At 37.2% G+C, this 16,221-nt stretch carries 17 protein-coding genes; 1 reads left to right on the top strand and 16 read right to left on the bottom strand.

Annotation, left to right across the window (positions count from 1 at the left end):
- Positions 1–34 precede the first annotated feature (34 nt).
- The 10 genes from flgL to FDO66_RS12065 form a co-directional block, all read right to left on the bottom strand.
- On the bottom strand, positions 35–928 hold the full coding sequence (flgL, locus tag FDO66_RS12110) for a flagellar hook-associated protein FlgL (RefSeq protein WP_141432912.1): 894 nt from the start codon (positions 926–928) through the stop codon (positions 35–37).
- Positions 929–939: 11 nt separating this feature from the next.
- On the bottom strand, positions 940–2,499 hold the full coding sequence (gene flgK, locus FDO66_RS12105; protein WP_141432911.1) for a flagellar hook-associated protein FlgK: 1,560 nt from the start codon (positions 2,497–2,499) through the stop codon (positions 940–942).
- A gap of 14 nt (positions 2,500–2,513) precedes the next feature.
- Complete coding sequence (locus FDO66_RS12100) at positions 2,514–2,993, bottom strand: flagellar protein FlgN (protein WP_258535721.1); 480 nt, start codon at positions 2,991–2,993, stop codon at positions 2,514–2,516.
- A 20-nt stretch (positions 2,994–3,013) separates the two neighbouring features.
- The gene (gene flgM, locus FDO66_RS12095; protein ID WP_141432909.1) at positions 3,014–3,286 is read right to left on the bottom strand and encodes a flagellar biosynthesis anti-sigma factor FlgM; all 273 of its coding nucleotides are present in this window, start codon (positions 3,284–3,286) and stop codon (positions 3,014–3,016) included.
- 92 nt (positions 3,287–3,378) lie between these two features.
- Positions 3,379–3,801: a TIGR03826 family flagellar region protein gene (locus FDO66_RS12090; RefSeq protein WP_141432908.1), complete on the bottom strand. Its 423-nt coding sequence runs from the start codon at positions 3,799–3,801 to the stop codon at positions 3,379–3,381.
- Positions 3,802–3,887: 86 nt separating this feature from the next.
- Positions 3,888–4,544, bottom strand: coding sequence for a ComF family protein (locus tag FDO66_RS12085; protein WP_395939780.1), 657 nt, complete (start codon positions 4,542–4,544; stop codon positions 3,888–3,890).
- A gap of 40 nt (positions 4,545–4,584) precedes the next feature.
- On the bottom strand, positions 4,585–6,108 hold the full coding sequence (locus FDO66_RS12080; RefSeq protein WP_141432907.1) for an ATP-dependent helicase ComFA: 1,524 nt from the start codon (positions 6,106–6,108) through the stop codon (positions 4,585–4,587).
- Positions 6,109–6,317: 209 nt separating this feature from the next.
- The gene (locus tag FDO66_RS12075; RefSeq protein ID WP_141432906.1) at positions 6,318–7,160 is read right to left on the bottom strand and encodes a DegV family protein; all 843 of its coding nucleotides are present in this window, start codon (positions 7,158–7,160) and stop codon (positions 6,318–6,320) included.
- Positions 7,161–7,178: 18 nt separating this feature from the next.
- Entirely contained in the window at positions 7,179–7,862 is a 684-nt protein-coding gene (locus FDO66_RS12070) for a response regulator (protein ID WP_141433023.1), read from the bottom strand.
- 134 nt (positions 7,863–7,996) lie between these two features.
- Positions 7,997–9,142, bottom strand: coding sequence for a sensor histidine kinase (locus tag FDO66_RS12065; protein WP_141432905.1), 1,146 nt, complete (start codon positions 9,140–9,142; stop codon positions 7,997–7,999).
- Between the two features lie 540 nt (positions 9,143–9,682).
- On the opposite strand from FDO66_RS12065, the gene FDO66_RS12060 reads away from it, so the two are divergent.
- Positions 9,683–10,318, top strand: coding sequence for a YigZ family protein (locus tag FDO66_RS12060; protein WP_141432904.1), 636 nt, complete (start codon positions 9,683–9,685; stop codon positions 10,316–10,318).
- Positions 10,319–10,394: 76 nt separating this feature from the next.
- On the opposite strand, the gene FDO66_RS12055 is transcribed toward FDO66_RS12060, so the two are convergent.
- The 6 genes from FDO66_RS12055 to FDO66_RS12030 form a co-directional block, all read right to left on the bottom strand.
- Positions 10,395–11,459, bottom strand: a complete 1,065-nt coding sequence (locus FDO66_RS12055) for a glycosyltransferase family 4 protein (RefSeq protein WP_141432903.1) — start codon at positions 11,457–11,459, stop codon at positions 10,395–10,397.
- A gap of 513 nt (positions 11,460–11,972) precedes the next feature.
- Positions 11,973–12,824, bottom strand: a complete 852-nt coding sequence (rfbD, locus tag FDO66_RS12050; RefSeq protein ID WP_141432902.1) for a dTDP-4-dehydrorhamnose reductase — start codon at positions 12,822–12,824, stop codon at positions 11,973–11,975.
- Positions 12,824–13,846, bottom strand: coding sequence for a dTDP-glucose 4,6-dehydratase (gene rfbB, locus FDO66_RS12045; RefSeq protein ID WP_141432901.1), 1,023 nt, complete (start codon positions 13,844–13,846; stop codon positions 12,824–12,826). The genes rfbD and rfbB overlap by 1 nt, the downstream gene beginning before the upstream one ends.
- A gap of 10 nt (positions 13,847–13,856) precedes the next feature.
- The gene (gene rfbC, locus FDO66_RS12040; protein ID WP_141432900.1) at positions 13,857–14,417 is read right to left on the bottom strand and encodes a dTDP-4-dehydrorhamnose 3,5-epimerase; all 561 of its coding nucleotides are present in this window, start codon (positions 14,415–14,417) and stop codon (positions 13,857–13,859) included.
- A gap of 20 nt (positions 14,418–14,437) precedes the next feature.
- The gene (gene rfbA, locus FDO66_RS12035; protein ID WP_141432899.1) at positions 14,438–15,310 is read right to left on the bottom strand and encodes a glucose-1-phosphate thymidylyltransferase RfbA; all 873 of its coding nucleotides are present in this window, start codon (positions 15,308–15,310) and stop codon (positions 14,438–14,440) included.
- Between the two features lie 195 nt (positions 15,311–15,505).
- Positions 15,506–16,192 carry a glycosyltransferase family 2 protein gene (locus FDO66_RS12030; RefSeq protein ID WP_141433022.1) on the bottom strand — a complete coding sequence of 229 codons (687 nt, stop codon included), beginning with the start codon at positions 16,190–16,192 and terminating at the stop codon, positions 15,506–15,508.
- Positions 16,193–16,221 lie beyond the last annotated feature (29 nt).

Below are 16,221 nucleotides of genomic sequence, written 5' to 3'. Positions count from 1 at the left end.
TCATTTGTCTGTCATCCTCTTACTTTCATGCTATTTATCTTAAAAAGTCCATTAACGACGGCTGTAAGATCCTCGCCCCAACACTTAAAGCAGCTCGATGAACACTCTCTTGAACGGTTAAATCTGTTACCGCCTTTTCCATATCAATATCTTCATTATCCGATAAGATTTGATTCGCCATGACTTCCTGCTGTTCAATGCGAGCCTCAACCATTTCTAAACGATTATAACGGGCCCCTAGCTCTGATCGTTCACCTGATAAAGTATCCATGACAGAATCTAGTTGTCCAAGCAAGCCATTTAATTGAGTTGGATCATTGTTTTCTAAGCTATTTTGAATCCCCTGCACGACATTAAAGAGTTCTTGATTAAACACATTGGCAGGATTCACATTTGCTTTTAAAGAAACTCCCTTTGATACTTCCACTTTATAACCATCAATTGATGAACTCGCTAAATTTGAAGCAACCTGAGGAGGATTGGAATTTGGTACAACAGGTGGATTTGAAACATCTGTCCCATGAAAAATATAGCGTCCATTTACTTGAGTGTTCGCCACATTCACAAGATCTTCCTTCAATTGTTCGATCTCACGAGCAATTGCTTGACGATTTTCCGGGCTATTTGTGCCCGATTGTCCTTGAATGACCAGTTCACGAATTCTTTGCAATCCACTATTTGCCTGATCAATCCCTGCTTCTGAATGATCCATCCAGACATATAGCTCTGATAAGTTTCTTTTATATTGCTCTACTTCCGTTAAGTTAGAGCGGTAATACATTCCTTTCATGGCTACAACAGGATCATCGGAAGGCTTCGTGATTTTTCTTTGACTTGATATTTGATCCTGATACTTGCCTAGTCGTTTATAACTTTCACTTAAATTGCGAAGTGAATTGTTTGAAAGCATCGATTGTGTTACACGCATGGATTATTCACCTACCTTCCTCCGACACCCATGCCGTTAATAATCGTGTCTAATAGTTCATCCGTTAAAGAGATCATTCGCGCTGATGCATTGTAGGCATGCTGGAATTGAATCATATTCGTCATTTCTTCATCTAATGATACGGAACTAACAGATGCTCGTCGATCATCAACTGCCTGTCTTAACGCTTCACTATTGCTTGTTAGTCTTACAGCTTCTTGTGAATTAACCGCCATTTGACCGATAACCGCTTCATAATAATTTCTAAAATTTGATTGTTCATTTTTATTTCCATAATCAAAATTTTTATTGATCACGTCAGCCATTGCCAACACCGCCCCAGAGTCACCTAACGTAGGGTTGCTAGCCGAAGCATTCGCAATATTATCTAAGCTATTATAAATATTTTGTGAAATTCCTATTCTACTTGCAAATCCATTTCTACGATCTGAAGGAGTGGTTAAATCATCGGAGTTATCCTTCGTATCAATAAAAAATCCTGTATTCCCTGTTCCATTATTGATCTCATTCGGACTTAATCCACTTTTATGTACATCATTAAATTCCTTAGCAAATGTAAAAGCCAAATTATCTAACTCTGTCATCATATCTGAAAATAGCCCCTTCACATTTCCGCTCGAATCCTGAAATCCATACGATTCAATTAAACTTTTCATCTTTCCGCTTGATTGAAAGCTTTCAAATGATAGATTCGTCGAACCGATTGATATGGTAGAAACAGGATTATCCAAGTTAATATTATTAACCTTCATCTCGTTATAGCTTGAATCACTGACCAATACACCTAATTCAGTTCCACTATCTGTCGTTAATTTGACGATCGCCTTGCCTTCTGCAATCGGAGATGCATTCCCTTCAGGTGTTGCATACTCTACTTTTATGTTCACTAAGGAAGAAAGCTCATCTAACAGTCGATCTCTTTCATCATACAGATCGTTTGGCAAGTAACCATGCGGCTCCACACTGCCAATTTGTTGATTCACTTGATGGATCTGATTTACAAGAGAATTTACTTGTTTTTCCGTAACATTTATTTCATTCTTAACATTATTTTTTTCAGCTGCTAGCGTAGTGTGCAAATAATGAAACGTCTCTGCTACCGCTACTCCACGCTGTCGAACGACAGAACGGGCACCTGTATTTTTTGGATTTACTGCTAGATCCTGGAGTGATTGCCAAAACAAATCCATTGTTTTTGAAAGCCCGGAATCAGACGGTTCATTCATCACTTGCTCCATTTTCGATAAAGCTCCTGATCGGGTTTCCCAATAGCCCATTTTACTATTTTCACCGCGATATTGAACGTCCAGGAAACTTTCTCGTACACGCTGAATAGACCCTGCCTTTACTCCAGTACCCATTTGTCCAGGAATTTGCGGACGATTCATGCCGACAGAAGGATAAGGATCGGTTTGTTCAAAGTTGACCCTTTGGCGTGTATAGCCTGGTGTATTGGCATTGGCAATATTCTGACCAGTAGTATACAGAGCGCTTTGCTGAGCATACATACCTCGTCGCGCTGTTTCTAATCCCATAAAGGTTGACCTCATTTTGTCCCTCCGTTCTACGCCTTTGAGTTAAAAAGGCTTGATCCGCTTTTAATTGGTGTTTTTTGTGCTGTCCGTTCGTAATTAAAATTTTCTTTTACTGGCTGAAATAAGCTCAAAGAAAAATGAATAAATTGCATCGATTGATGGAGCAATTGTTGATTGAGTGTATTTTGATCTTTTATTTTAAAAACAACATCTGTTAATTGAGAGGTTGCATTTTTCATCCGAGTTTGCTCGTTTTCTGCTAGTTCTGATAAGCAATCCTGAACAGAAGGCCTATCCAGAGCAGGACAAAGCTTATTCGTTTCATCCATCCGTACTTGTTCCAATTTTTGAATGGCTGCAATATGCACTTGCTCATCCTTCATGATTTGTTTGAGGGAATCGATGTCTCCCTGCTTAATCCATTCTGTTTTTTTGATGGAAAGTTCAAGAAGGCTTTGATGAAGCTTTAACAGCTTTTCCAATGTATGAATTAATTTTTCAGCAGTCATAGACAAACGATCCCTCCTTTTTAATGTTTAGAAGAATAAAAGCGATACATACTTTGGGCCACTTTATATGGATCCATCTTGTATGTTCCTTTTTCCACTTGATGCTTTAATGCTTCCACTTTTTCTTGGCGTTTAAGAGCAAATGTAGATTCATGCTGCATTTCTTTTGCCGTTGTTGAAATTTCTACTTTGTCAGTTCCTTTTTTTCCAGAAGGACTGCCTTCAAGCGCTTGTTTTCTAAGCTGCTTTTGGTATGGATTCATCCCTGAAGGACCGAAATTATTGATTTTCATTTAGTATTCCTCACTTCCATCACCGTTCAAGAACCATTCTATATTCTTATTATCGGATAGAAAGATCATTTTTTGAATGAAAAAAAGAATTTTTATGAATTTTTCCGTTCCATTGTCAAATAGGTTTTTGCCTTTGATCGATTGCTTAATTCTTTTTTCCTTTTTTCTTCTTCGTATAAATTAGCTAGATCATTCTTTAACTCCTTTGCACATGTCACGCACAACTTACCTTCACGAATCATGGTTCCACATTTTTCACATGGATAACCTAGGTTTGGAAAATGCGCTAATAATAATCTTCCAGATCTAATAAACTTAAAGATTAATTCCTCATTTACACCTGTAGCTTCCACTACCTGCTCCATCGTTGCCGTTCTGTTTTCACGCTTTCTAATATATTGATAAACCTCATCGTATGCTTGTTCTTCCTCTTTCCAACAATTTGGACATACGTTTCGTAATTGATTGCGTACAAACACCACACCACATTTTAGGCAATTTGCAAGTTCTCCCATCTCTTCTTCTCTCCTAAAGGACTATTTTCCTACTATTATATACACCTAATAGGTCAAAAGAAATGATTATTTCCATGTCATTATCACTAACCTCTCCCAATCGTCAAAGAAAAAACGTGCTGGGCGCCTGCATTCTTTAAGACCTTTGCCGCATGTCGCACGGTTGAGCCTGTTGTATAAATATCGTCTATCAACAAAACATCTTTATCTTGTAAACGGTGCTCTCCTGCAAATGAAAAAACCGCTGAAAGATGGATTCTTTCATGCCGTGACTTCTTCGATTGCTTTTCAGTATGCAGGCGTGAAAGTAGCATAGTTGGTTTGAATCCAGCCGCTCTGATCAAAGCTTCAGCTTGATTAAAGCCGCGCTCCTGCAATCGTTCCTCGCTTAACGGAATCGGTACAAGATAATGATATTTTTGTAGTTTCGTTTGAATAAATTCAGCAAATACATAAGCGAGCACATAATCACCGCGAAATTTATAGCGGGCGAAGACTTCTTTTAAAAAATCATTGTATTCAAAAATAGAAATATTTTGGTCAAGGACACCTTTCCAAACGGGATGCTCCTCCCATCGAATACAATCATGGCAAATCCCTTCGCTTTGAAACGCTGGATTTAGCTGCTGCAAAGGACGATGGCAGCTTTGGCAAACCTCGCCTGTAATGAAAGAAAAGGAATGTCTGCAGTTATCACATAAATAAACGGGCTTTTCTTTTGAAAAAAGCGTACTCCAACTCACATTTGGTATTATTTCCTTATGACAAAGATAGCAGGTTGAATTAATGATCAATCATTCCTTTCTTTCGGGCTTCGTTATTCATCCGTATAATTTGGTTTTTCGCTCTCACCATCTCTTCTGTTTTGCCATAATGAAAAAATAAAATGCTTCCAGTAGGAAATTCTCGACTTCGTCCCACTCTGCCAGCAATCTGTACAAGGGCACTTTCGGTAAAAATATCATCCTCCGCCCCAAACACGGCCACATCAATATTTGGGAATGTTACCCCTCGTTCCAGGATCGTTGTCGTTAAAAGAATTGGCGTCTCTTTGTTTCTCATCCGCTGCACTTTTTCCTTTCTTAATGGATCTTCCGCATGAACCGCTTCTATTTTTTGATCTAGTGCCTTCAGCTCGGTTAAGGCTTTATTCATTAATTCAATATTAGGGAGAAATAGGAGGGCTTGTTTTTGCTCGTTTAGGTGGCTTCTTACCCATTTCAAAATGGCTGACGGAAGATTGGATTTTTGAAGTTTTTTTTCCCAATTTCCACACCATGTAAAAGTTGGAACAGGAAGTGGATGGCGATGGAAGCGTGCAGGAATGGTGACATAAGCTCTTTTACCTGATCGGCATTCCTTTTGCCACCTTTGATTCGGAGTTGCCGTTAAATATATGAGTGATGAAACAGGTTTTCTTGCTTGCTTTACGGCATGCTGCAACGATTCTTCAACTGAATAGGGGAATGCATCCACTTCATCGAGGATAATCGTATCAAAGGCTTTGTAAAAACGGAGAAGTTGGTGAGTCGTCGTAATCGTGAGGGGAGCGTATAAATGTCGATCATCACTTCCACCATAAAGAGAAGCAACTGGAAGATGTGGAAAAGCCGCCTTCAGACGCGGCGTTAACTCGAGCACCACATCCGTTCTTGGTGTTGCAAGGCAAACCCGTTTCTGCTGCTGCAATGCTGATTCAATCCCTTTAAATAGCACCTCAGTTTTTCCAGCTCCGCACACCGCCCAAACGAGCAATTCTTGATTGTTATTAACAGCTTCGACAACACGGCTAGAAGCAGTTCTTTGACCTTCAGACAGCGTTCCTTCCCAAACAAATGGAGAGGATGGAAGGTCTAATCGCGGAGGCGGGCCATTCCAGCTAATAAGCGGCGTACATGCACTCACCCTTCCCATCATAATGCAGTGTCGACAATAAAAACAGGCTGACTCTCTGCACCTCGCACACGGAAAATGAGCAAATAAATGTGTAGTCTCATTTCCACAGCGTACACATTTTATTTTCTTTCCTTTAAATTCGATCCCTTTTCGATATGAGACGTACCCTTTTTCATAGTGCTCATGAATTTCTTGTAACAAAAAAGGGAGCTCTTCTAATAACAGCTGCCTTCCTGTTAACATTTTTTGTAGTTCTGAATTAAAGTTGTTCGTTGATTGAAGTGGAATTTCTGGAATAGTGGAAAATGATGAAATCGGTTGGGAAGGAATTGAATTGGTAGAGAGACTGTAGTTAGATTCGTGAAGAAGTACTTCTGGACATATTTTTCCTTTTATTTTAGCAAATCTCAAATGATCACCTCTTTGTTACTTAATTCTCTGTTATAAAGCTTTTTCCTGCATGAAAGGTTAGTGAAATTTTCAATTTGAAACGGGAATTATTCATGTTGTCTTGTTGAAAACGCCTACACGCTAATAGTAATCGCTTACAAAAATTTATATCTATCTTCAAATAAAAAATAAAACCCTTCCAAAATTTGAAAGGGAATCATGTTTTACCTTTACTTTATTTTCACCCAACCAATTCCCATGGAGCCCTCTCCTAGATGAGTTCCAATGACTGGGCCAAAGTAGCTTATGTCGAATTCAACGTTGGAAAATTGAGATTCAAGCTCGTTTTTCCAATTGACGGCTTCTTCCTCTCGATTGGCGTGAATAATTGTAGCTTTATAGGAGCTTCCGTCTTTTACGCCTTCCGTTAGTAATTCAACGATTCTTCTCATCGCCTTTTTACGCGTACGAATTTTTTCAAATGGAACGATGGTTTGATTCGTAAAACGTAGCAGCGGTTTCACCTGTAACAGACTCCCAATAAACGCTTGAGCCCCTGACAATCGTCCCCCTCGTTGTAAATGAGATAAATCATCGACCATAAAATACGCTTCGTTCGTTTGCCTCATTTCTTCTAAACGGTGAATAATTTCTTCAGGTGACTTTCCAGCGTTTGCTAGTTCTGCTGCTTCAATGACTAAAAAACCTTGAACCATGCAGCTGATTTCAGAATCAAACGGGTATACCTTTATGTTCTCTACCATGCTTCCAGCTGTTACAGCTCCTTGAAAAGTACCGCTTATTGCACTCGAGAGATGTATACTAATAACTGCATCATATTCTTTAGATAACTCCTCATATAAGGCAATAAAATCTCCCGTAGAAGGCTGTGATGTTTTTGGCAGCTCTTTATTCTTCACATCTTGATAAAATTGTGCTGAACTAATCTCCACTTCTTCCTTAAATGATTCATCGCCGAAAATAACGGATAAAGGGATGATATGTATATTAAATTGTTCTCTTATCTGTACTGGTATATAAGCAGTACTATCAGTCACAATAGCGGTTTTCATGTTTTCAGCACCTCTCAGCTACCGAACTTCTACCCATCCATTTTTAATGGCAACGACAACTGCTTGAGTACGGTCATTGACATTCATTTTTTGCAAGATATTGCTCACATGGTTTTTGACAGTTTTCTCACTTATAAATAAAGCTTCGCCAATCCCGCGATTGCTTTTTCCATCAGCCAAAAGCTGCAAGACTTCACACTCTCTGCGAGTTAATAAATGCAATGGTCTTCTAATCTCTACATGATGGAAGGAACTATGTTCAGTTAGTGATTCTTCAGAAACTAAACGACGATACTCATTAACAAGATTATGGGTTACCTTTGGATGTAGGTAAGAACCACCATCAGCTACCACCTTAACTGCTTCAATTAGAGCATCTGCATCCATTTCCTTTAAAAGATAGCCGCTAGCTCCAGTTTTAAGCGCATGAGTGACATAATTTTCATCATCATGAATGGACAAAATGATGACCTTTGAATCTGGGTATTTTTGCATAAGCTGTCTTGTCGCCTCAACTCCATTCATCGTCGGCATATTAATATCCATGATAATAACGTTTGGCTTATATTTTTCCACTAGATCGACGACTTCTGTGCCGTCCTCTCCTTCTGCAACAACCTCAAACGATTTTTCAAAATCTAAAATGCGTTTTACCCCTTCTCTAAATAATTGATGATCATCAATAATAACAATTTTCGTAATCAACTTTCTTACCCCTCCCACTCAAGTAAAAAAACTTAAGCATTCATATTCTTCAATAGTTTAAAGCCAAACAAACTAAAAAATAATTCTTTAAACTTCTAACTGATGCCTTAAAAATTCTAATATCAATTCACTTACGAATGACTTAAAGGTACACTAATGAAAACGGTAGTACCTGTGCCAAGCTTTGAGTCAATAGAAAGATTTCCTTCCAAAAGCTCTACTCTCTCCTTCATCCCAATGATCCCGAAGGATTCTGATTTCTTTTTATTTACATCGAACCCTTTTCCATTATCTTTAATAACAACAGTAATCTTGTCTTTTATAATCTCCAATTTCACTGTAATGATTTGTGCGCATGCATGCTTCAAGGCATTTTGTACCGACTCTTGAATGAGGCGGAACAATGCTACTTCATATTTTGTAGGAAGCCTTCTTTCCTCTCCAATGTTGATAAAATGTATTTCTGTTTTATTATGATATTCTTCGGTTGTTTTTAAGTATTTTTTGAGGGTTGGCACGAGACCTAAATCATCAAGAGCCATTGGCCTTAAATCATAGATAATATGTCTAACCTCATACAAGGCGCTTCGAACCATTTGCTTTAAGCTTCTTATTTCATTAATCGCTTCATCTGCTCCTTGTTCTCTATAAATACGCTCAATTAAATCCGAGCGCATCATCACATTTGCCATCATTTGTGCAGGACCATCATGGATTTCACGTGATAATCGTTTTCGTTCTTCTTCCTGTGCCTCTATAATTTTCAAGCTAAAATCCTGCTTTATTTTTGCATCCTCAAGAACTTCACCTACCATCCTCAAGTCACTCATTAAATACTTCAAAATGACGGATATTTGAGAGATAAGAGAATCGGCACGTTCAATCGTTTCTGTTAAACCGAGCAATCTTCTTTCAATATCATCCCTTCGATTACGAAGCTGCTTTTCTATTTCCCGTTTGATCGAAAGATCTATTTGTAATTGATGAGCTTTTTCGTATGCTTCGTGAACCTCAGTTTCTGTGAAAGCTTTAAAATGCTTACTGACTTCTGATAACCGCTTTCTTGAAGTCCTAGCCAGAATATCAAGTTGATCGCCCTCTTCAATCGTCTGTACAACCATTTCCTTAATTTCTTTCAGTTCTTGAGTCAAAGATTCATAGTCCTGTCTACACTGTTCTCCAATTTGAAAAATTTCATCTTTACTATTTCCAACCGTGTCTACAATTTTTTCGAGGATCATATCTAAAGTTTTCGTATCTAACTTCTTTTTCGCCATGTATTATATTCCTCCAAAGGGTATGAAAACCCTTCCTGTGTCTGACACTATTTTAGCGTGAAAAATAAAAAATATGTACGAAAACTATTCAAAAAATAACAAAATTCGATCAATAGACTTAGTACATTCTTCCTCTTATAGGTCTAAATAACTATTATATATAAATCGAAGTTATTCTCATTTATTGGCAGTTATTATATTAGAATACTTTAATTAGATGAATAATGTTTATTATAACATGAGAGAAATCCATCAATATTAAAGTTTGATTACATTCTCTTTATAATTTGAATGAAGATGCCTGTCGAATTATAATAGATTTTAGTTGTTAGTCAATAATTTTAAAAAACCAATCCTATAATTGGATTTAATGGAATATTTTTTCTGTTAATAATTACATATAAGGAAAATATTTCTATTTATTATAGCATAATTCCCCTATTATAATAGATGGAATTTTTCGAAAATGAGTGCCAAAAAGCTTCTAAATAAAGTATATGATTTAGAAAGAAGCCATGGGCAATAGAAAGGAGTTATCCTATGTTAGCATGCTATTATACAGTAAAAGACTATGGCGAACATGAAATCGTCATACAAAAATCGAGATTTATCGCCTTTGTTTCAAGAGCAGAAACAGAGGAAGAGGCAATAGAATTTATTCAAACAATCAAAAAAAAGCATTGGAATGCTACTCATAATTGTTCAGCTTATTTAATAGGAGAAAATGACCAAATTCAAAAAGCAAATGATGATGGGGAGCCGAGCGGGACAGCTGGAGTTCCGATTTTAGAAGTACTGAAGAAAAGACATTTGAAGGACACCGTTGTCGTTATTACAAGATATTTTGGAGGAATTAAGTTAGGTGCAGGTGGATTAATTCGTGCGTATAGCAAAGCGACCTCTGAGGGCATTGTAGCAGCTGGTGTAGTAGAAAGAAAGCTGATGAAGGTGATTCATACAAAAATCGACTATACGTGGCTAGGAAAAATCGAGAATGAACTCCGTTCGTCTGTTTATCAGCTCAAGGAAATTCATTATCTGGATTTAGTAGAAGTTGAAACATTTGTAGAAGAAGGCCAAATCGAACATTTTAGCAATTGGATGACCGAGCTCACAAATGGACGTGCTGAAATAACAGAAGGAGAAGAGCTATACTTAGAAGAAGAAGTAAACTAGAAATTCCTCGGCATTAAAATAAAAAGGTGTTTCAAGACAAAGTGCATGGCACTCTGTTCTGAAACACCTTCTTTTATTACGCTTTATTTCTATTATGAGCAGGTTTAAGAATCTTTAAAAACTTAAGCAATGGTTTATAATCTTCTCTGACTAATCCTATTTTTTCAACAAAGATTTCAATCGTTATGATCATGGAAAACAGCATGATCAGAGATCCCCAAACGGTTGATAAAGAGAAAATAAACGCTGCTAATGAGAATATGGCACTCATTGCATAAATAAGCAATACGGTTTGCTTATGAGAATATCCGATTCTTAATAAGCAATGATGCAGATGTGATTTATCAGGAGCTGATATTGATTGCTTATTCACGACTCTTCGAATGATGGCAAAGAATGTGTCGGAAATAGGCACTCCCAAAATAATCACTGGAATTACCAAGGAAATAAACGTTACGTTTTTGAAACCAAGTATGGATAGGACCGCAATGATATATCCAAGGAATAACGCACCAGAATCACCCATAAATATTTTAGCTGGATGAAAGTTGAATACAAGAAAGCCTAAGGTAGAAAATGCTACAATTAGCGCTATCACAACAACATATGGGTTGCCAAATAAAGCAGCCATGCCAGCGATGGAAAATAAAGCTATCGTTGAAACACCAGATGCTAAACCATCAAGCCCATCAATTAAATTAATGGCGTTCGTAATCCCAATAATCCAAATCATGGTGAACGGAATACTTAAAAACCCAAAGTCGATTTTTCCACCAAACGGTAAATTAATGAATTCAACATTCATTCCACCGATTACAACCACTATAAAAGCAGCAACGATTTGACCAAGCAGCTTTATTTTTGGGGAAAGCTCTTTGATATCATCCACAATCCCAGTTAAAATGATAATCGCACTCCCAATCACGATCGGGAGATGAACTTCCTCAATTGGTTGTATAATTAGGATCCCAATGAGAAAGCTTAAATATATCGCTAAACCACCTAGACGTGGCATAATTTTTTGATGAACCTTTCGTTGATTCGGTTTATCTGTTGCGCCTATTTTAAAGGCTAACTGCTTCACTAAAGGTGTAAGGAGTATTGATGCCAACAAACATAAGATCAAAGTTAAATATAACATACAGCCCCTCCATGCTATTATCTTCGCCAGTTTTTTAAAAATTTATTTATTTTTCTAACATGAATAAAAATGGAATCTTTCGTGCAAATTACTCCTAGAAGATTATATCATAGACCTTTTAGGAGAAACACAATTTTCATGTCATAACCTGTCATTTCTATTTATTGAAAATCGTATTTTTATAGCGAATGATCATTCTTACTTTTTCCATCATTCATTTTACTGCAATTAGAAAACATATTCTATGAGTAAAAAGAATCACTCTCTATGATTTCTATCAAAATTTTAATAGAATCATAGTTTATTTCCACTATGAATAATGCCTATACAATAATAGACGGAATTTGTAGAAAAAAGTTTCTTCAAAATTAAGAACTAAATTTTTTTAAGCAATTAGAGCCTTCATTAAAAATAAAAAAGGGGACCTTGGACGTCTGCACTTTCTCTTAGGATAAAAACCCTTAGAAATGCTCGTCGCCAAGATCACCCTTTCACACGCATCAAAGCTTACAATTATTCATATAATCTTTTTTCATCTAAATAAGCTGATAAAGCTTCCTTCCAATCTCTTAAGGGAGTAAAGCCTTGTTCAATAATTTTTTTCTTGCTTAGCACCGAATATTTAGGACGCTCTGCTGGACGAGGAAATTGGTCAGATGTCAATTGGTTTACTTTTACTTCTAAGCCTGCTTGCTTGAAAATTTCAACCGCAAACTCATACCAAGAACACACTCCACTATTAGTCGCATGGTAAACGCCATACTGATCAGATTCCACTAGCTCTGCAATAAAACTTGCTAGATCAACCGTATAAGTCGGTGAACCTATTTGGTCATGAACGACTCCAAGTTCTCCTCTTTCCTTCCCTAAACGAAGCATCGTGTTCACGAAATTGTTCCCATTTATTCCAAACACCCAAGCTGTTCTCACAATAAAATACGCTTCTAAGTTCTTTTTAAGCTCTTCTTCGCCAGCGAGCTTCGTAGAACCATAAACACCAAGAGGCTTTGTTGGATGATCGACTTCATAAGGCTGTCTTTCTGTTCCATCAAATACATAATCGGTACTTACTAATACCATTTTACTTCCGATTTTTTTGGCTGCTTGAGCGAGGTATTTTGCTCCGAGTGTATTGACACGATAAGCCGTATCTTGATCCTCTTCTGCAGCATCTACATTGGTATATGCTGCGCAATGAACAACCGCATCAGGCTTTATTTCCTCGATATAAGCCTGTACATTTTCTTCATTTGATATATCGAGTGTATTTCGGTCTGTTCCAATAACGACATGATTCTTTTTCAACAATTCTTTGACGACATCATGACCTAATTGTCCATTTACTCCAGTAACGACAATCTTCATTATTCTACCTCTAAACTGTCACCGTATTGATTCTTGAAATACTCTTGATATTCACCAGAGATGATGCTTTCCCACCATTCTTGGTTATCTAAATACCATTGAATGGTTTGTTTAATGCCTGTATCAAATGTATATTTTGGATTCCAGCCAAGCTCTGTTCGAAGCTTTGTTGCATCAATCGCATAGCGGCGATCATGGCCAAGACGATCTTTTACATGCTTAATTAATGATTCAGGCTTACCTAGCTGTTCTAGAATTGTTTTAACAATTTCAAGATTTGTACGTTCGTTGTTTCCTCCTACGTTATAAACCTCGCCATTGCGCCCTTTGTGAAGAACTAAATCAATCGCTTGACAATGGTCTTCAACATGAAGCCAGTCACGAACGTTTAAACCATCACCATATACCGGAAGATCCTTATCCTTTAATGCATTAATAATCATTAATGGTATTAATTTCTCAGGGAAATGGTATGGTCCATAGTTATTTGAGCAGCGTGTAATATTTACTGGCAAATCAAACGTTTCATGGTAAGCACGAACGAGTAAATCTGCCCCAGCTTTACTTGCACTATACGGACTATTAGCAGCTAAAGGCGTTGTTTCTGAAAAATAGCCTGTTTCGCCTAATGTACCATATACTTCATCCGTCGATACTTGCAAATATTTTTTTACCTCAATATTTTTCGCAGCATCTAATAGAATTTGAGTTCCTTTTACATTCGTTTCAATAAAAATATCAGGATTTGTAATACTTCTATCCACATGCGATTCTGCTGCAAAATTTAATACATAGTCAAACTTTTCTTTTTCAAATAATGCGTTGATAAAATCACGATCAGCAATATCACCTTTCACAAACTGATAGTTAGGTGCTTGTTCTATATCCTTTAGATTCTCTAAATTTCCTGCATACGTAAGCAAATCTAAGTTTACAATTTGATACTCTGGATATTTCTTCACCATATAGCGTACAAAGTTACTGCCTATAAAACCAGCGCCGCCTGTTACTAATAATTTCATTTTACTTCTCCTATTCTTCATAAATAAAATTTAAATGGGTTGCTTCTGCTAAAGTCGGATGCTTCGTGTCCTTATCAGAAAGGATTGGATTTGTCGTCGGCCAATCAATATTTAAGGCCGGATCATTCCATAGAATTCCTCCATCACACTCTGGAGAATAATATTGATCTACCTTGTATGCAACCGTTGTGTCAGGAACAATTGTACAAAAACCGTGTGCAAAGCCTTTCGGTACAACAAGCTGTCGTTTATTATGCTCGCTTAAAATCACACCGACCCATTGACCATATGTTGGTGATCCTTTACGAATATCAACTGCAACATCATAGATAGCCCCTGTCACGCAGCGTACGATCTTCGTTTGTGCTTTTGGATTCAGCTGAAAGTGCAGACCTCTTAACGTACCAACCTGACTTGATAAAGACTGATTGTCCTGAATAAATTCATAGTTGAGTCCTAATTGATCAAATACTTCTTTATTGTAGCTTTCCATAAAATAACCGCGGTGATCCCCAAAAACCTTTGGTTCTAAAATACTGACACCAGGCAGTTTCGTTTTAATAATGTTCATTTCGATTCCTCATTTCAACATTACTTCGCTTGATTTGCTATTTTTATTAAATATTGACCGTATTGATTCTTTTTCAAAGGTTCAGCAAGCTCTAAAAGCTTTTCCTTTGTGATATAGCCCATTTTATAAGCAATTTCTTCAAGGCAAGCGATTTTTAACGTTTGTCGTTTTTCAATCGTTTCAATAAATTGAGATGCTTCTAAAAGAGATTCATGTGTTCCTGTATCAAGCCATGCATAACCACGACCAAGCAGTTCTACATTTAATTCTTCCATTTCTAGATACGCTTTATTAATATCTGTGATTTCTAGTTCCCCACGTGCAGATGGCTGTATGTTTTTCGCAATTTCAACTACACGATTGTCGTAAAAATAGAGCCCCGTAACAGCGTAATTTGATTTAGGCTCTTCAGGCTTTTCTTCAATCGATATAGCTTTACCGTTGTCATCAAACTCAACAACACCGAATCGTTCTGGATCGTTGACATAATAACCAAACACAGTCGCACCTGATTCGCGATTTCCAGCATTATGTAAAAGATTCGTTAATCCATGACCATAGAAAATGTTGTCGCCTAAAACAAGCGCAACATGATCATCTCCAATAAATTCCTCACCAATTAAGAAGGCTTGCGCTAAACCGCCTGGATCAGGCTGTACCTCGTATGAAAAGTGCACACCAAAATCAGACCCATTACCTAAAATTTGTTCAAATCTTCCGATATCCTGTGGTGTTGAAATAATTAATATATCCTTAATACCGGCAAGCATTAAGACTGACAGAGGATAATAGATCATTGGTTTATCGTAAACAGGTAATAATTGCTTAGATACTACTTTCGTTAACGGGTATAAGCGAGTTCCGCTGCCCCCCGCAAGAATAATCCCTTTCAACTTCTAATCAACTCCTATTTTTTAAAAAACTTTGTATAATTGAGAAAAGAGGAAGAGCTTTTTATTGAAAAGCAACAAAAACCTCCATCTTCCTCCCTCATTATATACTAACAAGAAACGGGTATCTCAACGTTTATATTAAGTCTCTATTACAAAATATGATATAGAGTGCCCGTCCCTAAGTAACACTATCGTCTAATTTTTATAGCGTGCAACCGCTGTTATCGTTCCAATTCTACCCCTCAGCTTTTCTGAAAGGGACCGTTTTTTTACAGCAGTAACATTGTTCCCATGCCGAACGTACTTCATTAATGGCTCATCAATGTAGACAATCTTCTTCTTTTTCATCATGCACACTAAAGCGATCCACTGATCATGCATCTCAATAGTTACAGGAAAAGGAAGGAAGCTGGACACTAATTCCCTCTTAAACGCCATGCAGCAGCCCGTAAAGGAATTAGCTATGATATTTCCAATAAATCCTTGCTTTTTATTATGATTATACTCATTCCAAGAATGATGAAGAATCTTCTCTTCTTTATCGACAACGTATGCATCATGAGCAACCAACATCGCATCCTGCTTCTTAAATGCATCTAGAACCTTCTCGACTTTATTATCTTCCCATATATCATCTTGGTCACAAAGAAAGATGATATCTCCCTCTGCAAGCTGAATCGCTTTTTCAAAGCTTTGGATAACACCTATATTTTGCTCATTTACATAAACCTCTACTCGTTCACCATATCGCTCTTTCAATAGAGCAGGAGTCCCATCCTTTGAACCATCGTCAACAATCACAACCTGATCATTTTCATTTAGCTGCTTTAAAACAGAATCTAGCTGCCGAGCAACAAGTTGCGCACCATTATAGGTAGCCATACAAACGGATAACTTCATTAATACATAAT

Source organism: Bacillus sp. 03113 (genome assembly GCF_006546985.1).
In the GTDB taxonomy this organism is placed as follows: domain Bacteria; phylum Bacillota; class Bacilli; order Bacillales; family Cytobacillaceae; genus VATK01.
The sequence above is the reverse complement of the archived record's forward strand: the minus strand, read 5'-3'. Positions and strand labels throughout refer to the sequence as shown.